This is a genomic window from Dorea sp. BIOML-A1 (assembly GCF_009875615.1).
GTDB lineage: Bacteria > Bacillota > Clostridia > Lachnospirales > Lachnospiraceae > Dorea_A > Dorea_A amylophila.
In genome coordinates this window covers 24,302-43,564 of sequence record NZ_WWSA01000029.1, presented here as the reverse complement: position 1 = coordinate 43,564, position 19,263 = coordinate 24,302, and the positions used below count along the sequence as shown (strand labels likewise).

The following is a 19,263-nucleotide window of genomic DNA, read 5'->3' as shown; positions in this document are numbered from 1 at the left end:
ATAAATAATTTTTTAGACTGCCAATCAGACAGTCTATTTGTGGTACGCAAATATATTTTGTGACAGAAAATAAAAAAAGATAAAAATAATTATTGACTTTTCTTAGCAGGTTTCATTAGCAACTGTTTAGTTAGTGGAATATCAGATTATAGACTTGCGATTTACTATACTGCAATGTACGCATATACTTTGGCGAAACAAATGGCGGCAATACAAAGAAGATGCAAAAAAATTGAGTCTAGATTGTCTCTAAACCAGCCGTTGGTAGTGGATGGAACTGGTACGCTGTTGGATATCTATGTTTATCAGTCTTATCAGTTGGAAAATATAGAGATAAAAGAATTTAGGGACGGATTAACATTAATGGAACATATGGTTTTGAAATATTTATTACAAGAACGTGATATAGAAAATAGTATTGGTTATGGCTATAGAATGAGAAAAATTATAGAACATGCAAAAATATCTTTAAGGCAAAAAGCTGTTGAGTATTATGGGTGGAGTTATATAAGAAGTATGTTCGCGTAGCCAGTGGGGACGGGGAATAGCGGCTTTTTTTGTGTCCCTGGTGGCATCAGAATGTTTTGTGAGTATGATAGTATATATTGTTTGAATAATATCACTTGTGAGATTGTATTAAAAACAACAATAAAGGGAAAATTATGAATTATATTGTAGATAAAAACGGAAAAGAATTAAATGAAAAATCAAATCACAAAAAGAGAAGTTGGATATCCAAAAATATGATTGCAGCATTAACAATGATTCCTATAGCAGGAGCAATGGTTAATTTTATAGTAAAGCTATATATTTACATTTACAAAATGGGGTATTCGAGCTATTTCCAGATCCCAAATGAATATTTGCTTATAAATTATAATATTACAATTTACAATATGATTATAGTGGGGAGTATTTCAGTTGTGTACTGTATGTGTGCAGTGAATAATGTTCGGATAATATTACGACGAGAAACGTTAATAAAGAAAATTTTCTGGGGAATCTTATTGGATTTTTTAATACCTGTTCTAATTTGCTTTATTATATTGAGTATAGCAACAGGCAATTGGGAGGATGCTTTAATTGTATTACAAGAAGAACGGAGAAAATGTATAATTTTAGTTTTGTTTATAATTTTTAGTAATGCTATTATTGTTTTTGCGGTGGGATATTGCATGGTGTATTCTTTTCAAAAAGATTTAATCGAAAAAAACAGAAGAAATAAAAGAAAAGAACCAAAAAAGAATTTGTCAAGGAAACACAAATACAGATGGAAAAATAAAGATTACCAGTTGATAGGGTGGCTGCTTATCATTGTGGCGATTGTGTTCTATGGAGCATATGTTAACTGGCAAGGAATCCAGAACGCACAAAAACAGGAACTATTTTTGACTACTAGGATAGACAATGATACATATATAGTAGTTATGACCGATGGAGATGAAGCAATTTTAGAAAAAGACAGGACGGGGAAAGATGGAAAGTTGAAGATTTGCAAGGATAAATATATGAAAGTAGATTGTAAAAATCGTTTGCTGGAAAAAAAGAAATATAGAAGGGTCAGTGGGGACGGGGAATAGCGGCTTTTTTTGTGTCCCGGGTGGTATTTATGCATATGAACATAATTACAATACAGAAAAAGGGTATACTATCCCTAAGAACACGACGATTGGAAAGTGTACAGATGATGATTCGGAGCTGATGTATCCGAACACCAACTTTTTGAAATTTTTCCCGGCTGAGGAAATGCCGGAAACAAAAGGCAGTGCTTACAGGAGTGGGTGCCTTAGGGCTGGTCCCTATTTTGTACTGCGTAAGATTATTGCGGAGTATCGCCTGGATGAAATGCTGGGAGATATCATTGGAAAGAACAGCGGTTTGTTTCTAGACTTGGCAGTGAATTGAGCAAAAGGGGTCATAAAAGATACGTAATTGTAGGCGGCGTATTTGGATGTGTGATTGCAGCAGGTCTGGCAGTCAGAGCGATATGGTACATAGTAGGCTACCCGATCAGCAGAATGCGGCCAGCTATAACGGAAAAAGAATGTAAAGGAATAATATGGTAGAGAATATGACCACGGGTTGACAGCCTGTGGTTTTATTTTGTCATTTCTTGATAAAGGAAGATGTGGTAGAATATCTCTAAAATATTATGAAAAGAGTGGTAGTAAAATGAGAAAATATTTGTTTGAAGCGGGGGTGGATATTATCTTTGCGAAGAAAAAAGAAATGGATTTTATGCAGTTTCTACTCATCTTAGCTCCTGCATAAAATCCAGAATTTCTTTTACGTATTGTATTTAAAAACTCATAATCTGCTCTTCATCAAGTCTTTTAAGAATTTCGCATGCCAGCTTAACCGCATTATCAAAATCAGCATAAGCTGAAATTCCGTAATGTGTGTGTGCATAGCGAACCGGAACACCGATAACGATGACCGGCACTGCTTTTTCGGTCAGATGTATAGCTGCACCATTGGTTGAACCGGCACTGCGAACTGAATCCTGAACCGGGATGCCAAGCTTTTCTGCTAAATCAAGCGCATATCTCTGATATCGCGGATTGGTAATCATGCGTGAATCAATGTGACGAAGCATCGGTCCACGCTTAATTGCTGTCTGAACCATATACGACTCAACGCAGGTATCATCTGCCGGGCAGCCTTCAAAAACAATTGCGATATCCGGCTTAATTACCTGTGCTGTCACAGTGGCACCGCGTACACCAACTTCTTCTTGTGCTGAACAGGCACCAACAATATCCACATTCAGCTCCTGACCCGCCAGGGTATGCATGGTTTTAAGAATTGCCGCACATCCCAGACGGCAGTCAAAGCTCTTGCCCACCATCAAATCTGTGGTTTCTGAATATGTAAATGTCACATCCGGCACTACCGGTTCACCGATACGAATGCCGAATTTTTCAACAACCTCTTCTTTAGAAACAGCACCAACATCCACCGTGATATCTTTCATCTCCAGAGGTGCTTTGCGCTCCTGCTCTGTCATGAAATGCGGAGGCTTGCTGGCAGTAAGACCCGGAATATATTCTCCGAATCGGTTGCGAACCAGGACTTTGTGAGCCGGAATATTGTGGTTAACCCAACCTCCGACCTGAATGATGCGGAGAGTTCCGTTCGGGCAGATAGCCTGCACCATAAAGCCAACCTCATCACTATGTGCGTCAAGCTGAACAACCGGACGATTACCGTTATTTTCTTTACGTCGTATATACAGGTTGCGCATGCGATCTTCTGTAATTTCTCCGAGTCCTTCTGCGTAAGGACGAATCGCTGCAACCACTTCATCTTCGAAACCGGATGTACCATTTGCATTTGAAATTGCTGCAATCATTTCCAGCGTCGTTTTTTTATCCATTCTGACACCTCTTTTATGAAAGTTTTACTTTCTTGAACTCTTCCATGAAATCAACAATATAGTTTGCTGTAGTCTCAAGCATCTCCTTGCCCCACTTTTCTGTAGCGGTACTCGGATGATCCGGTCCGATCCAGCCGCTGTCTGTTACATGTGGAGTATTGCGTATAATATCAACGTTAACTCCCTTGAACTCAACAGAACGGAAACCGGTTGTCTTCAGATTATCAGACAGGTGCTTAAACTTAAGTTCCCCACCTATCTCACTCTTATCAACTAAAGACGGATCAATTCCAAGAATCGCAGCCGTTTCCTCACCACCGCCGTGACCGCCTTTCCACGCTGGGTTCATATCCCATGCCATCAGCCACCAGTTAAGCATAGCAACCAGACAGCCCTTATCTTCGAATTCCATGCCAAGGCGCTCAATCATCTTAATGTTTCCGCCATGTCCGTTCAGGAAAACGAATTTTCTTGCGCCGTGACGATACAGACTCAGGAAAATCTGACGGCAAAACTGATAGAGTACCTCGCCGTCAATATCAATTGTGCCCGGATACGGAGCTAAACACTGACAGGAACCATATGGAATAGTCGGAGCAATCAAAACATCACTCTTCTTCTCGATTTTCTCCAACAAATGCTCCGGAATCAGTGTATCAGTTCCAAGTGGCATGTGACGGCCGTGACACTCAATACTTCCGATAGAAATAAGTACCATATCATTTTTTTCAAAATATTCTTGAGCTTTCGGCCAAGTCAAATTTGTAAGTCTCATAATTTTCTTCCTTTCATATAATCTTTTTGTTTATGGACGGGAACACAACAATATTCAATTGTAATGCAGTTTTTAGCTTTTACATTCATTTACAATTTTATAAGTTATATTTAACTGTCAATAACTCCTATTTCCCTTTAGGATTAACTTTTTCTGACAACACAGAATTTTTGAGCCGCTCTTGATAAGCCAAGTATAGTCTAGGCCAATAGGATTGTCAACAATTCCCGCTTGATGTTAACAACGAAAAAATATCAGTAATTTTGTTGATTTTTAACATATTTTTTCTCTTGACAGTAATTCCAGAAGTTTCTACATCTACAAAACGCACTTTTTTTATGCTTTTGTACCAATATTACGAAACAATAATTGTTAATAATGTTATTGTGTGACTTTTTCAGATATTTTCTTTCGAAAAATAATACTTTCGTTTTCGTTAACAATCTACTATAATTATAATAAGTTTTTAGCTAACGGACAAAAATCAACTGGGAACATGACGATAAAGTAACCTATTTTATATGAGGAGGAAATAAAACATGCGAAAAATTGGCGGTATGTTCCACTATGAACCAAGCACACCTATCGAAAACGGATACTTTTCAAGTATCAGTTCACCTAATGATGATCTGGCATTTACCATGTCCGGACGATGCGGTATCTATTATTGTTTACAGGAGATTGCACGTCACGATACGCGTAAAGTCGCATATGTGCCTTTGTATACCTGTGAGACGGTCCTTGCTCCTTTTGAGAAAGCCGGATATCAGCTGAAATTTTATGAGCTGGATCAGGATTTGCACAGCATTTTCGATACTTCGGTTATTGATGAAATCAGTGTTTTATCTCTTTGTGGCTACTATGGTTTTTGCAACTATGATCACGACTTTGTTAAAGCCTGCAAAGAAAAAGGAGTTGTAATTTTTGAAGATGTAACTCATTCCATGCTCTCAACTGACGGTATCGATCCTCTCTGTGATTATTTTGCCGGAAGCTTCCGAAAATGGATGGGGATTGATTGTGGTGGATTCGCTGTTAAACGAAACGGAACTTTTGAAACACCTCTTCTGCAGGTAGAACCAACACATCTTAAACAGCGAAAAGAATACTACGAGACAGGAGACGACGATATTTTCTGGGAGGGAGAACTGCGGCTTCGTCAGATGTTTGACTGCTTTGCTGGTGATGATAATTCAGAATATATCCTACGCCATGCTGACTTCGATTCTATTTGCAGGACAAGACGTGAAAACTATGCTGCACTTTTAGACGCTCTTACAGCACCTCTTCATGGTGTGCAGCCAGTCTTTCCTGAACTTCCAGAGGCTACTGTCCCAAGCCATTTCTGCCTGTATGCCGAAAATCGTGACGAATTTCAGCAATACCTTGCAGATTACCAGATTCGCTCGACTGTCTACTGGCCAGTAGGACCTCTGGTTCATCCACTGCCAGATTCATCAGAACAATACATTTATGACCACATTGTATCCGTTCCTTGCGATCAGCGCTTCACACCTTCTGATATGCAATATGTTGCGCAAGTCTTAATGGATTATTCTGGAAATTATATGAGGTAAATATGCAGGAACAACGAAAAGCATCAAACACAACTACATCAGAAATTGTTCTTGAATCTCTGCGTGAGCAGATTATTAATGGAACCCTTCAGCCTCAGGAAAAACTGGTAGAGGCTGAAATTGCCCAAAAATTCGGACTCAGCCGAGGTCCTGTGCGCGAAGCACTCCGACAGCTTGCCTTCGAAGGTTTAGTCGATTACTGTCCTAATAAAGGGTGTACAGTCGCCCTGCTTTCTCCACAAGACGCATATGAAGTCTTTTTTCTGCGCGGCAGCCTCGAAAAGCTGGCAATCCAGAAAAGCAACTGCCGTCTCAGTGACTATAGTCTCATGATAATGGAAGCCAGCATTGAAGATTTTCGAAAGGCTGTTCTCGCAGGTAATACCATGAAGGCCGTTCATGCAGATGAGACATTCCATCTGCAGATCATTCACTCTGCCCAGCTTAACCGACTCACCAAAATGTGGGAACTGCTGAGTCCACTGAATGGTGCCATGTTCCTCTCGGTTCAAAATGCCAATCGCTTGGAACCAAACACACCGGATCCAAGTACCTCTCATAAGGGAGGTGCTGCAGTATGGACACACCAATGCCTGTTGGAGGCCATCCGGATTAACGATCTCCAGGCAACCTGTGATCTTCTGGATCAGCATTATGAAGAAACCGGCAGACGTGTATACAGACTTTCACTCATGAAAGAAGCCATTGGGGACGGGGATTAGTGGCTTTTTTGTGTTCCGGGTGGTATTCTGATTTCATATTATCTATCGAGAGACCGAAAAGAGCACTACCCGAGTGGAGTGTGCGGTTATGCAGCCTGCGCTTGACCATTAGTGGTGTAAGGAGAATTCGGTAACATATAGAAGGAAATAGCATTGGAATTGCAGACAAAATAAAGAGGATGTGCTAACATATTTGATTCATATGGGATTCATTTACGGAGGGATTGAAAAGATGTTATTTTTATATTATCCAAAATGTTCTACTTGCCAGAAGGCAAAGAAATGGCTGGATGCCAATCACATTTCTTATGAGGAGCGTCACATTGTGGAGGAGAATCCAACTTACGAGGAGCTGAAGCAGTGGTATGAGAAGGGAGATTTACCACTAAAGAAGTTTTTTAATACAAGTGGTATGCTTTATAAAGAGCAAAAATTAAAAGATAAGCTTCCTGATATGAGCGAGGAAGAGCAGTTGAGGCTTCTTGCGACAAACGGCATGCTTGTAAAACGACCGTTGATCGTGGAAGAAAATCTTGTGTTGACGGGATTTAAAGAGAAAGAATGGACGGAAAAGTTATTATAAGGTCTGGAAAAGGAGATTATAACATGGGAAAAATTATAAATATTTTACCAATGGCAAATAGAGAAGACAATCTGCAGGAAATTATGGAGGCACTGCAGGAGGTAAAAGATGCGCTTGTGGAAGTGTTGGATCAGTATGAGGAAGAGGGAGCGCAGGAGGAAGCGGATACTTTGACGGAAGCATTGGATGCACTTGAAGATGCGTACGATGTAATCAATGACGTAGTAATGGATGAAATTTAGAGCCATTGGGGACGGGGATTAGTGGCTTTTTTTGGTAGCGGGTGATATTTTCTTATTTCATAGATTTCTTGCAATTGTGCAAGAAAGTTGGAAGATTCCGTTAAGGTACTAAAATGTCATTGATAGAGTAATAGATACCACCTATAAACAAACACCAATATAGATATTACCAATTTTACTTTCTCGATATTATCCTTTATAATTATAAGGATTTGTTTGATAAAAAATAACACTAAGGAGAATGAGAATGAACAAGAAAATCACAACAAAAGAAATTGTAGTTGTAGCTATGGTTGCAGCTGTAGTGGGAGTTATCTACACATTGCTTGACTACGCATACATGCCAATGTCAGCAGTTCTTGGAACAGTCTTTATGGAACTTACATTTGGTATCTATATGCTGTCGGGAGCTCTTCCGATGTATTTAGTACGCAAACCGGGAATTGCATTTTTCGGAGCACTGGTTACGGCAGGCGTGAATCTGCTTCTTGGAAGCCCATATGGTCTGCAGTTAGTTCTGGCAGGCGTTTTAGAGGCTCTTGGAGTAGAGATAGCATATGCTATTTTCAAGCGTGATGCAAGTCTTAAATGCATGGTTCTGGGACAGATCCTTGGAGCAGCATTTGTATTCTGTAGAGATACATTTTTCTGGGGAACACCTTGGAGCTACGGAACTGGAATTGCAGCAGGTGTTGTTATAGTACGTCTGTTGAGTTCAGTTGTAATCGGAATTGTATTAGTAAAAGTGATTACAGCAGCATTGGTAAAAACTGGTGTACTGAAAGGATTCGTATGTGCAAAATAATGAATGACAAGATGGGACTTGAATTACAGGATGTTACATATTGTTATGAAGGAGAGACGCTTCCGGTATGGAAGCATCTCTCTTGTTGTTTTTTAAAAGGAGCAGTTCATGCAATCTGCGGACCCAGTGGATGTGGAAAAAGCTCAGTTCTTTATCTCCTGGATGGGCTGATTCCTCATATGTATGAAGGAAAGCTTACAGGGAAAGTGTTATTGGACGAGCAGGATATTACCGAAGAACTTCCAAGAAATCGTTGTGATAAGATTGGATTTGTTATGCAGAATCCGGAGAGCCAGTTTTGTACATTTACAGTGGAAGAGGAACTGGCATTTGGTATGGAGAATCTTGAAATTTCCAGGGACATTATGGGTAAAAGGATAACGGAAGTACTGGAATATATCGGGTTATCTGGCTATGAGAAACGAGATCTCAATGATCTTTCGGGAGGACAGAAACAGAAGATTGCGATTGCATCAGTTCTGGTGACGGAACCTGAGATTCTGCTTTTGGACGAGCCGACAGCGAATCTGGATCCGGTAAGCCGACAGCAGATATTCGAATTGATTTTGAGATTATCGAAAGAAAAGCATATGACGATAATTCTTGTAGAGCATAATGTTGAAGAGATCATTGAATATGTGGATCATCTGATTACGTTTGATTTACAGGGAAAAGTACTTTTTGATGTATCAGGAGATCAGGTAGAGATTTCGTATAGAGCATGGATAGAATCACAACAGTTAAAAAAGATATCTGGGGAATATGAAAGATCAGAGCCGTCACAGGAATGTGTTTTGCAGTTGGAAGATATTTCTTTCTCATATCAGGGGCAGGGAATTCGCAAAAAATATATAAATGAAGAAGACTATGTTTTAAGACATATGAATTTGCAAATATACAAACAGGAATTTCTTGCGATCACAGGAAAAAATGGAGTTGGAAAGACGACATTAATGCGGGTGATATTTCAAATATTTAGACAAAACGAAGGTGAGATTTTTTTGTACGGAAAGCCGGTAGATTCTTATCGGAAGAAAGAACTGTATCGGAAAATCGGGCTTGTTTTTCAGAACCCCGAGGAGCAGTTTGTAACGAATACAGTGTGGGATGAGATGATGTTTAGTCTGAAGAAGGTGAAGATAAGCCAACAGGAGAAGGAAGAAAAGGTTGAGAATATGTTGAGACGTTTTCATCTTGAGACGGAAAAAGAGAAGAGTCCATTTGTATTGAGCCAGGGGCAGAAGAGAAGACTGAGTGTGGCAAGTATGTTACTGACGGACCAGCAGATCCTGTTCCTGGATGAACCAACATATGGACAGGATTATGAGAACCGGCTGGAATTGATGAATGATATGGAAATGCTGCGAAAAGAAGGTGTGACAATTATCATGATTACACATGATATGTCTCTGGTGAAGCAGTATGCTACCCGGGAGGTAGAGATTGCAGACGGTCATGTAGTAAGTGAGACTGTTTTGAAAGGAGGAAGACCATAATGTTCGCATATATTGAACAGGACTCCTTTTTGCATCGGAGAAATCCAATGATAAAGTTATTACTGATTGTAGTTATGACAGTTATCGTATGTCTTTCGTATTTCCCTGTGCTGCCAATTATAACTTTCTTACTGGCATTTCTTGCAACGTGGATTGCAGGAAAAATTCCATTGAAGAATTTGCTGAGAAGACTCCTGGTATTTATAGTTGTCAGTGTTCTTTTCATGGTATCGATGTTGGTTTTACGTGGATTGAATGATGAAGCCGGGATTGTTTGTCGGTTATGGATATTCCGATGGACGCAACGTGATCTGGTTCATTCTATTTCACTGGGATTCCGTATTCTGGCTCTGGTTACGATGTCGATGGGATTTGTCTTAACGACCAGACCGAGAGATCTTGTTTTAAGCCTGATTTTACAATGCAGGGTATCTGTAATCCATGGTTATGCGACGATGGCGGCATACCGGTTTCTTCCAGAATTACAGGCACAGGTGGATTCTATTCATTTAGCACAGGAAATCAGAGGAATCCCATGGAACAAGGGATTGATTTCCAGATTTACCTCACCTTTCAGAGTGATGCTTCCGTTATTATGTGTGGCAGCAAGAAGAGGAGAGAGAGTTGCCTGTGCAATGGAAAGCCGGGGACTTGGAAGAACTGAAAAAAGAACATATTATAAGACCACAGAAGTCACAAAAAGTGACTGGCTGTTTTTGGTAATTGGAGTTATAATTTATATAATCATTGTTATGATTCTGGTGAAATATGATTTATTTAAATTGAATTTTGCTTCGATTAAGTAAACGGCAGGAGAGAGGAGAAAAAAGATGCCATTCAAACACAAGAATATAGAATATGGTTTACCGCATGAGGAGTATCCGAAAGAAAATGTGGATCAGTACATGGAAGAGTTGAAGAAGGTAATTGGTCTGGAAAAAGAACCGGTTGCAATCACTTTTCTATTTAAAAAAGAGGATTACGATGAGTATCCGATAGAAGAGATTAAGGCGGCAATGCCTTATTGTGTGATGGTAAAACAGGCTGCGTTACAGGGAAAGGGAATTAAGAGCAGACTGGAACATCATAAATGCGATGGTGCGACAACAGCGCTTGCATTAGAACCGAGTACCGAGAAAATTGAAAGTGGTCAGGAATATTTTTCATATAAATTATATTCATCGGTTGCAACAGCAAGAAGGCTTAGAAGTTCTATAAAGAGTCTGCATAGAATGCCGGTACATAATTATGGTGTTGCGATTGTGCCGTTAAGCCAGTGTGTACAGACGCCGGATGTTATTATAAGTATTTGCAATGCTTATCAGGCAATGCGTTATGTACAGGGTTATGAATACAATACCGGAAAGAAACCGGCAATTGATATGGGGGCAATGCAGGGAATGTGTTCGGAAGTTACGGTATCTCCATATCTTACTGGTGAACTGAATGTCAGTGTATTATGTCCAAGTACAAGAATGCTGTGCAAATGGAGTGAGAATGACATGGCGGTCGGAATTCCATTTGAGTTATTTGAGGCAGTGACAAAAGGCATTATAGCTACACAACCGAATTATTAAATAAACGTAATATTTGCGTTCCCTCCAAACTGATGTAAAATAAATACATTGTTTGGAGGGATTTTTAAAACCATTGGGGACGGGGAATAGTGGCTTTTTATCTGTCCCGGGTGGTATTTTAAATGCACAAAATATACCATAATAGCATAGCAGCAGAACACAAAAACGAGGAACATAACATGTCTAAATACAAACACATAGATGATTTCATCAAAATCCCACAACTAAATAATAACGACCGGTTATTCCATTACACCTCGGCAGCAGGAGTAAAAGGCATAACCGACGGTGAATTCTGGATAACAGAGAGTCATTTCTTGAATGACAGCACGGAATTTACGATTGGAACAGATATTTGCATGGAAATACTGGAAAAGCATATGAGAAATCCCAGAAGACTTTTGTATGCGAAAGATCTGTTGATGGAACAAATGCGAAAATATTATAGAGAAGAGCAAGAAGACACTGTATCCGGATCGGCAGAAGGCAGTTATGTTATTTCCTTTTGTACAAGCGGTGACAGCCTGCTGATGTGGTCGGAGTATTCGGATTTCATGGGATATTGCATGGAATTCGAATATGGAAAATTGAAGGAAACATTTCAGGAACATTGCGGGAATGACTGCACGTTATTTGACGGAAAAGTGATATATGATCATGATGAACAGATTGAATTACTGGAAGATACCATAGGACGGCTGCTGTTATCGGATGGAGAAGATTATAAAACCATTCATGGCTGGGATGATCTGGATAGCGCAGAAGAAGAGGATGTCAAATTATTTGTAGATCATATCTCAGTGATCTGCCTGTTGTATAATATGTTCTTCAAAAAGGAATGTTTTGCACAGGAGCAGGAATATCGCATGGTGTTCCTCTGTGTACATAAAAGAGAGCATCAAGTGCCGGAAAATAGCATTCCGGTGGAATATCGGATAAAAGATGAAGTATTTATTCCGTTTATAAGAATGAAGCTTGGAGATATAAGCTGTTTAAAATCTGTTTGCGTTGGGACGAAGAATACGAGTGATCTGGCGGTTAAGGGATTGCGGCATTATTTTGGAAGCAGAAATCTGGAAATGCGTGTGAAAAAGTCGGAGATTCCGCTGCGGTATTGACAGTCGTTGGAGACGGGAACGGGCAAGCTTGGAAGAAAGCATTCAGCTCTTGAGTCATAAAAAGTTTTCTGATATCATTATTCTAAATGTAAAAATGATAGATTGACAAAATGAGCGAAAAATGAAACGGAGATGAAGAAAATGGAATATACAGAATTTGGAAAGACACAACTTCGTGTATCCAGGATGTGTCTTGGTACATGGGGAATCGGAGGTGCCGGATGGGATTCTTATTCCGACGAAAGCCGGATGGATGCGATCAAGGCAGCAGTAGATTGTGGAATCAATTTTATTGATACGGCACCTGCCTATAACGGAGGCAGGGCAGAACAGTATATCGGAGAAGTTGTGCACAAACTTGGCGTCAGGAAAGAAGTGATCCTGGCTACCAAGTGTGGAAATGAATTTATTAATGGAAAATATGTACGCTGCGGGTCGGCAGATAAGATCATGCGGGAATGCGAAGAATCACTCCGTAATCTGAAGACAGATTATATCGATGTATATTTGGTCCACTGGCCGGATCCGAATGTTCCGATGGAAGAGACAATGGATGCGCTTAATACACTGAAAAAGCAAGGAAAGATTCTGCATATCGGAGTATCGAATTTTACAAAAGAACAGATGGAAGAAGCAGAAAAATATTGTGCTATAGAAGCATATCAGCCACAGTATTCTATGCTAGATCGGAAATGGGAGCAGTTGATCCGGTGGGCCTGTGCTCAGGAAATGGGAGTTATGACTTATGGAACACTCGGAGGAGGCATTTTAACCGGAAAATACAGAGAACTCAAGGAATATGGTGTGGATGATAACCGAAATCGGTTTTACCCATATTTTAAAGAACCGTTGTTTTCAAAAGTAATGCTTCTTTTAAGAACAATGGATCAGATCAGTGAGGAACGAAATGTTCCATTGTCGCAGATTGCATTGAACTGGACCTTGCAGAGACCTTTTATTTCTTCTTGTATTATAGGAGCGCAGAGCCGCGATAAAATTGAAGAGAACTGCAAGGTATTTGAGTGGAAACTAAGTGATGATGAGATGCAGCTGCTGGAACAGGCTTTGAAAAAGACTATTATATAAGACTACAAAGGAAGACGAGGAGGAATAAACATTATGGAAGAGAAGCGTACCGGCTTATTTGAAAACGGTCTGATCTGGTTCGGCGCAGGGGTTTCGATCGCAGAGATCCTGACCGGAACATATCTGGCCCCGCTTGGCATGGGAAAAGGACTGGCGGCAATCATAGTAGGACACATCATTGGTTGTCTGATGCTGTTCCTGGCAGGAGTGATCGGCGGAAAAGTCAGAAAGAGTGCAATGGAGACTGTAAAGATGAGCTTTGGACAGAAGGGAAGTATCCTTTTTGCGGTCCTGAATGTGTTGCAGCTTGTCGGCTGGACTGCGATCATGATCTATGACGGGGCACTGGCAGCAGACGGTGTGATGCATACCGGCAGATGGATATGGTGTCTGGTGATAGGAGCGTTGATCATTCTGTGGATTGTGATCGGAATTACGAATCTGGGCAAGATCAATACTGTTGCGATGGCAGCATTATTTATCCTGACACTGATTCTGTGTAAGGTGATATTTACAGGAAGTGGGGTGGGAACACCGTCTGACGACAGTATGACATTTGGAGCAGCAGTAGAACTTGCGGTTGCGATGCCATTATCGTGGCTGCCACTGATCAGTGATTACACAAGAGAGGCGAAGGAGCCGGTGAAAGCAACTGCAGTCAGTGCGGTTACATATGGAATCGTAAGCTGCTGGATGTATGTGATCGGAATGGGAGCTGCTATCATTACCGGAGAGTATGACATTGCACAGATCATGTTAAAGGCAGGTCTTGGCATCCTGGGACTTCTGATCATTGTATTTTCAACAGTTACAACCACTTTCCTGGATGCATACTCTGCTGGAATCTCCAGTGAGACGGTTGTAAGCAGATGGAACGGAAAGCATGTTGCTATTGTTGTGACAGTGATTGGAACGGTCGCTGCAATTGTATATCCGATGGATAATATAACAGATTTCCTGTATCTGATCGGTTCTGTATTTGCACCGATGATCGCTATTCAGATTGCTGATTTTTTCCTGTTAAAACAAGACAAGAGCAGTCGGGCAGTATATGTGCCGAATATGATCATCTGGGTGATTGGATTCGTTGTGTACAGAATTCTTATGAATGTAGATATGCCGGTAGGAAATACATTGCCGGATATGGTGATCACGATCATTCTGTGTCTGATCGCCGGGAAATTAATACCTGAAAAAAATCAGAAAAAATAAAAAAGTAAGAAAAATGGCCGCTGTACCGGTAGTAAATAATCTGCCGTCGCAGCGGCCACTTTTTTATGATTAAAATTCATAGACAAAATCTATCAACTTTCATAAAAATACTAATTTGTCTTTTATTTAACAAAATCATATAATCAAATTATAAAGAAATGCAAACAAATACAATCATATTTTTATGGAGGTTAGTAAACTATGAAAAACAATTTTCCACACGTATTCAGCCCTCTTACGATCAGAGGTATGACACTCAAAAACCGTGTTGTAATGATGCCTATGGGAAGTGATTTCGCCGGACATGATGGGGAACTGAGCGACGAACATATCAAATATTATGAGCTGCGTGCACGTGGCGGCACAGGGCTTATCATGGTTGAAAATGTCTGTGTAAAATATCCGGAAGGATCAAACGGAACGACACAGCTGCGTCTTGACAAAGACTGTTACATTCCACGCCTTTTTACATTAACGGAAGCCTGTCACAGACAGGGGGCGCTGATGGGGATTCAGATCAATCATGCAGGTGCGTCTGCGATGAGTTCCAGAATCGGTATGCAGCCGGTATCTGCGTCACGTTTTCCGTCAAAAGCCGGTGGAGAGATTCCGCGCGGACTTTCGAAAGAGGAGATCACAAGCATTGCAAAAGATTATGGAACCGCTGCAAAGAGAGCAGTCAATGCCGGATTTGATGTTGTAGAGATCCATGCCGGACACTCTTATCTGATCAGCCAGTTCTTATCGCCTACTACAAATGACCGTACAGATGAATTTGGCGGATCTGCTGAGAACCGAGCCCGTTTCTGCCGTATGGTCATTGATGAAGTCCGTAAGGCTGTCGGACCTAGAGTTCCAATCTCTCTGCGTCTTAGTGTAGACGAGCTTGTCGAAGGTGGGAATACGGTAGAAGATTGCCTGGAATATCTGGAATACCTGAACGATGAAGTAGATATCTACGATACTTCAGCCGGATTAAATGCTTCTATCCAGTATCAGATTGATGCGAACTATCTGGAAGATGGATGGCGTTCATACATGGCGAAGGCGGTTCGTGATAAATTCGGAAAGCCGACGATCGCAATCGGAAATATCCGTGATCCTAAGATTGCCGATGACATCCTTGCCAGAGGTGATGCTGATCTGATCGGTATGGGACGTGGACTGATCGCCGATCCTGACTGGTGTAATAAAGCACAGTACGGGGATGTATGTGATATCCGTAAATGTATCTCTTGTAACGTCGGATGTGTCGGCAACCGTATCGGCGGTAACAAACCGCTTCGCTGTACGGTCAACCCGGATCTGATCAACGGAGAAGCTTATAAAAAACAGAAAGTAAATAAACCATGTAATGTCGTAGTTATAGGTGCCGGAACTGCCGGACTGGAAGCTGCATGTACAGCTGCCGAAGTTGGATGTAAAGTTACGTTACTGGAGAAAGAGAAAGAAGCAGGCGGTCTGTCGGTAGAGATCTCTAAGATTCCTGCGAAGAAGAGACTTGCGGATTTTCCGACTTATCTGAAATACCGTGCATCAAAACTTCCGAATCTGACAATCAAAACAGGAGTAGATGCAACGGTCGCTGAGATTAAAAAATACAACCCGGATCTTGTTGTAAATTCAACTGGTTCGGTACCGCTCCTTCCACCGATCGAAGGACTGCATGACAATCTTGGCAAGAAAGATGCCAGCGTGTATTCTATCAAAGATATGATCGCAGATGTTAAGAACTATCCGGAAGACATGACAGGCAAGAAGGTTGTTGTTGTCGGAGGCGGTGCGGTAGGACTTGATGTTGTTGAATTCTTTGCCCCACGCGGTGCAGAGACAACCATCATCGAAATGATGCCGGTTATCGGAAATGGACTGGATGCATCTTCTACATCAAGCATGAAAGAATGCATGGAAAAACATCATGTAAGACAGATGACGAATACAGCCCTGCAGAAAGTAAATGCACATTCCTTCCTCGTAAAATACGATGGAAAAGAAGAAGAACTTCCGTTTGACTATGGTTTCGTATGTCTCGGAATGAGAGCGAATGCCCCGATTTGGAATGATATTCAGGAAGCTTTTACAGGTGAAGATGTGGAAGTCCTCAACATCGGTGATTCTGTACGTGCGAGACGTATCATTGACGGAACGGATGCCGGACGCCATATGGTATTGAATACCCTTGAAAGATTGAACTACCTTTAAAATATGTCCCTAAAAGGGAACCCCTTTCCAATATAAATATAAAGAAGCTTCGGAGAATCCTGCTACCTGTGATTCTCCGAAGCTTTTTGTGAAAATAACTATCTCCGGGTCCACTTCTATGATATGATATAGTATAACTGATCAATAAAAAAACAATTGGGGGAAATACGTAATGAAAAGTTTGCTGATTCTCGGTGCAGGCGGATTCGGCCGGATGGTAGCGGAGACTGCGCAGGCACTGGGGTATGAAAAGGTTGTATTTTTGGATGATGCGGTGAAGGATGAAGCGGTCATCGGAATGTGCTGTGATTATGAGATCAGGCATAAGGAGTATCCGGTGGCAGTAGCAGCATTTGGAAATAACAAGATGCGTCTGTACTGGACGGACAAATTGCTGGAAGAGGGGTATGAGGTACCGGCAATCGTGCATCCGTCTGCAGTTGTAAGTCCGAGTGCTGTGCTGGAGCCGGGCTGCTTTGTGATGCAGAGAGCGGTGGTAAATACCAATACCCGGATCGGACGTGCGGTGCTGGTGAACAGCGGGGCGATCGTAGATCACAATTCAGCGGTATGTGCCGGAGCGCATGTCGGACTGGGGAGTGTTGTAAAGTCAGACTGTACGATCGAGAGCGGACGCAAAGTGGAGGCAGGAGAAGTGATCTTCTCAACCAGAAGGAAGATCGAGGGTGTGGACAGCCGGAGCCTGGAAGATGCCGTGTACGCATTTGGTTTCGGGCAGCAGTGCAGTTATGTGAAGCCGTTCGGAGAAGGCCACATCAATGAGACTTATGCAGTCTATATGCCGGGCGCAGATGGAAAGGATACGCCGCTCTATGTTTTGCAGCGCATCAATATTAATGTATTCAAGAACCCGGATCAGGTAATGGCGAATATATTCGGCGTTACGGAGTATTTGCGCAGTATGATCCGTGAGGAAGGCGGAGATCTGGACAGAGAGGCATTGTCTTATATTAAGACAAAATCAGGAGAGAGCTATTTTGAAGATGCGGACGGACAGCCATGGCGCTGCCTGCATTATGTACCGGATTCTGTGTGCTATCAGATGGTGGAGAGACCGGAACAGTTCTATCAGTCGGCACTCAGCTTTGGCCATTTTCTGAAGCAGCTGGGGGATTATCCGGCCGAGAGTCTCTATGAGACGATTCCGAAGTTCCACGATACAGTGAAGCGTTTCCATGATTTCAAAGACGCACTGCGGAAAGATGTCAAGAACAGAGCAAGACTTTGCCGTGAAGAAATAGAGTTTGTACTGGCACGCGAGGATGACTGCGGCGTCCTTATGAAGCAGCTTGAGGAAGGAATACTTCCGCTCCGTGTGACGCACAACGATACAAAGCTTAATAACATTTTGTTTGATAAGAATACAGGGGAGGGACTGTGCATCATCGATCTGGACACGATCATGCCTGGACTTGCGGCAAATGACTTTGGTGACTCCATCCGGTTCGGAGCATCGACAGCGGAAGAAGATGAGAAGGATCTGAACAAGGTACACTTTGATATAGAGCTTTACCGCATCTACGTGAAAGGGTATCTGGAGATGGCGAAGGATGTACTGACACCGGCGGAGAACGCCAGTCTTCCGTGGGGAGCGAGACTTATGACACTGGAATGCGGCATGCGTTTTCTTGCTGACTTCCTCCAGGGCGATGTATATTTCAAAACAACTTATCCGGAACACAATCTTGTTCGGGCAAGAACACAGTTCAGGCTTGTAAAAGAGATGGAAGAACAATTTGATGAGATGCAGAAAATCGTTGAGACATTCTGAAAGTGAGAAAAAATTGTTGTAACTAAAATACAATTTAATTTCTGGTTTAAAGTTGACAGATAATAAAATACATTTTATTATAAATATAAGTTTGATATATAAAGATAACGAAGAGAGTTAAAACGGAAGGAGAATTCAACAGATGTTAAACGATAATTTTGTAACATTTGAAATTGGAAAAGCAAAGCATATCGCACTCGTTGCTCATGATGGTAAGAAAAAAGAACTGATCGAATGGTGCGACAAGAATAAGGAAATCTTAAAAGGTCATTTCTTATGCGGTACAGGTACAACCGCACGTCTGATCGCAGAGAAGACCGGGCTTCCGGTAAAGGGATATAACAGCGGCCCGCTTGGAGGAGATCAGCAGGTCGGAGCGAAGATCGTAGAAGGACAGATCGACTTTATGATCTTCCTGTGGGATCCGTTAGAGGCACAGCCGCACGATCCGGATGTAAGAGCATTGTCCCGTATTGCCGTTCTTTACGATATCCCTACAGCTAACAATCTTGCAACAGCAGATTTTATGCTGAAGTCTGAATTTATGAATTCTACATATGAAAGAAAGGTAGAGAACTTTAACAAGACCATTCAGGACAGAGTGGAGAAGATGAAATAGAAGCTAAAGAGCAGCTGCGCATTCCGCAAAAAAAGGAATCGCAGCTGTTTTTTTGCCTTTTATATATTTCTTTTAGATTTC

The 19,263-nt window shown here is 41.5% G+C and carries 19 protein-coding genes; 17 read left to right on the top strand and 2 right to left on the bottom strand.

The features are described 5' to 3' along the window. Positions 1-201: 201 nt before the first annotated feature. From GT508_RS11315 to GT508_RS11305, 3 genes are all read left to right on the top strand, one after another. Entirely contained in the window at positions 202-528 is a 327-nt protein-coding gene (locus tag GT508_RS11315) for a hypothetical protein (RefSeq protein ID WP_161144271.1), read from the top strand. A 134-nt stretch (positions 529-662) separates the two neighbouring features. Beyond that, on the top strand, positions 663-1,580 hold the full coding sequence (locus GT508_RS11310) for a hypothetical protein (protein WP_161144270.1): 918 nt from the start codon (positions 663-665) through the stop codon (positions 1,578-1,580). Beyond that, positions 1,564-1,905, top strand: a complete 342-nt coding sequence (locus tag GT508_RS11305; protein WP_161144269.1) for a hypothetical protein — start codon at positions 1,564-1,566, stop codon at positions 1,903-1,905. Before GT508_RS11310 ends, GT508_RS11305 begins: the two co-directional genes overlap by 17 nt. Before the next feature lie 394 nt (positions 1,906-2,299). On the opposite strand, the gene GT508_RS11300 is transcribed toward GT508_RS11305, so the two are convergent. Together GT508_RS11300 and GT508_RS11295 are read right to left on the bottom strand one after the other, a co-directional pair. After that, positions 2,300-3,376 carry a M42 family metallopeptidase gene (locus GT508_RS11300; protein WP_161144268.1) on the bottom strand — a complete coding sequence of 359 codons (1,077 nt, stop codon included), beginning with the start codon at positions 3,374-3,376 and terminating at the stop codon, positions 2,300-2,302. Between the two features lie 13 nt (positions 3,377-3,389). Further along, positions 3,390-4,151 carry a creatininase family protein gene (locus GT508_RS11295; protein ID WP_161144267.1) on the bottom strand — a complete coding sequence of 254 codons (762 nt, stop codon included), beginning with the start codon at positions 4,149-4,151 and terminating at the stop codon, positions 3,390-3,392. A 539-nt stretch (positions 4,152-4,690) separates the two neighbouring features. Between GT508_RS11295 and GT508_RS11285 the strand changes: the two genes are divergently transcribed. The 14 genes from GT508_RS11285 (at position 4,691) to GT508_RS11220 (ending at position 19,182) form a co-directional block, all read left to right on the top strand. Further along, entirely contained in the window at positions 4,691-5,728 is a 1,038-nt protein-coding gene (locus GT508_RS11285) for a DegT/DnrJ/EryC1/StrS aminotransferase (RefSeq protein ID WP_243144112.1), read from the top strand. Between the two features lie 2 nt (positions 5,729-5,730). Continuing rightward, entirely contained in the window at positions 5,731-6,450 is a 720-nt protein-coding gene (locus GT508_RS11280) for a GntR family transcriptional regulator (protein WP_130096267.1), read from the top strand. Positions 6,451-6,682: 232 nt separating this feature from the next. Further along, positions 6,683-7,033, top strand: coding sequence for an arsenate reductase family protein (locus GT508_RS11275; protein ID WP_161144266.1), 351 nt, complete (start codon positions 6,683-6,685; stop codon positions 7,031-7,033). Between the two features lie 23 nt (positions 7,034-7,056). After that, complete coding sequence (locus tag GT508_RS11270; protein ID WP_182389664.1) at positions 7,057-7,275, top strand: hypothetical protein; 219 nt, start codon at positions 7,057-7,059, stop codon at positions 7,273-7,275. Between the two features lie 247 nt (positions 7,276-7,522). Beyond that, positions 7,523-8,080: an ECF transporter S component gene (locus GT508_RS11265; RefSeq protein ID WP_161144265.1), complete on the top strand. Its 558-nt coding sequence runs from the start codon at positions 7,523-7,525 to the stop codon at positions 8,078-8,080. Beyond that, a complete protein-coding gene (locus GT508_RS11260; protein WP_161144264.1) occupies positions 8,068-9,576 on the top strand; it encodes an ABC transporter ATP-binding protein in 1,509 nt (502 codons plus the stop codon). Before GT508_RS11265 ends, GT508_RS11260 begins: the two co-directional genes overlap by 13 nt. Continuing rightward, positions 9,576-10,382, top strand: a complete 807-nt coding sequence (locus GT508_RS11255) for an energy-coupling factor transporter transmembrane component T family protein (protein ID WP_161144263.1) — start codon at positions 9,576-9,578, stop codon at positions 10,380-10,382. The genes GT508_RS11260 and GT508_RS11255 overlap by 1 nt, the downstream gene beginning before the upstream one ends. A 24-nt stretch (positions 10,383-10,406) precedes the next feature. After that, positions 10,407-11,153, top strand: coding sequence for a DUF169 domain-containing protein (locus tag GT508_RS11250; RefSeq protein WP_161144262.1), 747 nt, complete (start codon positions 10,407-10,409; stop codon positions 11,151-11,153). Between the two features lie 179 nt (positions 11,154-11,332). Then, the gene (locus GT508_RS11245) at positions 11,333-12,271 is read left to right on the top strand and encodes a DUF2971 domain-containing protein (RefSeq protein ID WP_161144261.1); all 939 of its coding nucleotides are present in this window, start codon (positions 11,333-11,335) and stop codon (positions 12,269-12,271) included. Between the two features lie 141 nt (positions 12,272-12,412). Continuing rightward, positions 12,413-13,357, top strand: a complete 945-nt coding sequence (locus tag GT508_RS11240) for an aldo/keto reductase (RefSeq protein ID WP_161144260.1) — start codon at positions 12,413-12,415, stop codon at positions 13,355-13,357. A gap of 33 nt (positions 13,358-13,390) precedes the next feature. Next, positions 13,391-14,569: a putative hydroxymethylpyrimidine transporter CytX gene (gene cytX / locus GT508_RS11235; protein ID WP_161144259.1), complete on the top strand. Its 1,179-nt coding sequence runs from the start codon at positions 13,391-13,393 to the stop codon at positions 14,567-14,569. Positions 14,570-14,770: 201 nt separating this feature from the next. Then, positions 14,771-16,771 carry an oxidoreductase gene (locus GT508_RS11230; protein ID WP_161144258.1) on the top strand — a complete coding sequence of 667 codons (2,001 nt, stop codon included), beginning with the start codon at positions 14,771-14,773 and terminating at the stop codon, positions 16,769-16,771. 172 nt (positions 16,772-16,943) lie between these two features. Next, on the top strand, positions 16,944-18,563 hold the full coding sequence (locus GT508_RS11225; RefSeq protein ID WP_161144257.1) for a PglD-related sugar-binding protein: 1,620 nt from the start codon (positions 16,944-16,946) through the stop codon (positions 18,561-18,563). A 142-nt stretch (positions 18,564-18,705) separates the two neighbouring features. Continuing rightward, positions 18,706-19,182, top strand: a complete 477-nt coding sequence (locus GT508_RS11220) for a methylglyoxal synthase (protein WP_006427320.1) — start codon at positions 18,706-18,708, stop codon at positions 19,180-19,182. Positions 19,183-19,263 lie beyond the last annotated feature (81 nt).

Excerpts from the sequence above, each read along its gene's own strand:
- GT508_RS11230 (WP_161144258.1), top strand. The coding sequence starts at position 14,771 with ATGAAAAACAATTTTCCACACGTATTCAGCCCTCTTACGATCAGAGGT.
- GT508_RS11310 (WP_161144270.1), top strand. The coding sequence starts at position 663 with ATGAATTATATTGTAGATAAAAACGGAAAAGAATTAAATGAAAAATCA.
- GT508_RS11250 (WP_161144262.1), top strand. The coding sequence starts at position 10,407 with ATGCCATTCAAACACAAGAATATAGAATATGGTTTACCGCATGAGGAG.
- GT508_RS11295 (WP_161144267.1), bottom strand. The coding sequence starts at position 4,151 with ATGAGACTTACAAATTTGACTTGGCCGAAAGCTCAAGAATATTTTGAA.
- GT508_RS11220 (WP_006427320.1), top strand. The coding sequence starts at position 18,706 with ATGTTAAACGATAATTTTGTAACATTTGAAATTGGAAAAGCAAAGCAT.
- GT508_RS11270 (WP_182389664.1), top strand. The coding sequence starts at position 7,057 with ATGGGAAAAATTATAAATATTTTACCAATGGCAAATAGAGAAGACAAT.
- GT508_RS11315 (WP_161144271.1), top strand. The coding sequence starts at position 202 with ATGGCGGCAATACAAAGAAGATGCAAAAAAATTGAGTCTAGATTGTCT.
- GT508_RS11275 (WP_161144266.1), top strand. The coding sequence starts at position 6,683 with ATGTTATTTTTATATTATCCAAAATGTTCTACTTGCCAGAAGGCAAAG.
- GT508_RS11300 (WP_161144268.1), bottom strand. The coding sequence starts at position 3,376 with ATGGATAAAAAAACGACGCTGGAAATGATTGCAGCAATTTCAAATGCA.
- GT508_RS11285 (WP_243144112.1), top strand. The coding sequence starts at position 4,691 with ATGCGAAAAATTGGCGGTATGTTCCACTATGAACCAAGCACACCTATC.
- GT508_RS11225 (WP_161144257.1), top strand. The coding sequence starts at position 16,944 with ATGAAAAGTTTGCTGATTCTCGGTGCAGGCGGATTCGGCCGGATGGTA.
- GT508_RS11260 (WP_161144264.1), top strand. The coding sequence starts at position 8,068 with ATGTGCAAAATAATGAATGACAAGATGGGACTTGAATTACAGGATGTT.
- GT508_RS11280 (WP_130096267.1), top strand. The coding sequence starts at position 5,731 with ATGCAGGAACAACGAAAAGCATCAAACACAACTACATCAGAAATTGTT.
- GT508_RS11245 (WP_161144261.1), top strand. The coding sequence starts at position 11,333 with ATGTCTAAATACAAACACATAGATGATTTCATCAAAATCCCACAACTA.
- GT508_RS11255 (WP_161144263.1), top strand. The coding sequence starts at position 9,576 with ATGTTCGCATATATTGAACAGGACTCCTTTTTGCATCGGAGAAATCCA.
- cytX (WP_161144259.1), top strand. The coding sequence starts at position 13,391 with ATGGAAGAGAAGCGTACCGGCTTATTTGAAAACGGTCTGATCTGGTTC.
- GT508_RS11240 (WP_161144260.1), top strand. The coding sequence starts at position 12,413 with ATGGAATATACAGAATTTGGAAAGACACAACTTCGTGTATCCAGGATG.
- GT508_RS11265 (WP_161144265.1), top strand. The coding sequence starts at position 7,523 with ATGAACAAGAAAATCACAACAAAAGAAATTGTAGTTGTAGCTATGGTT.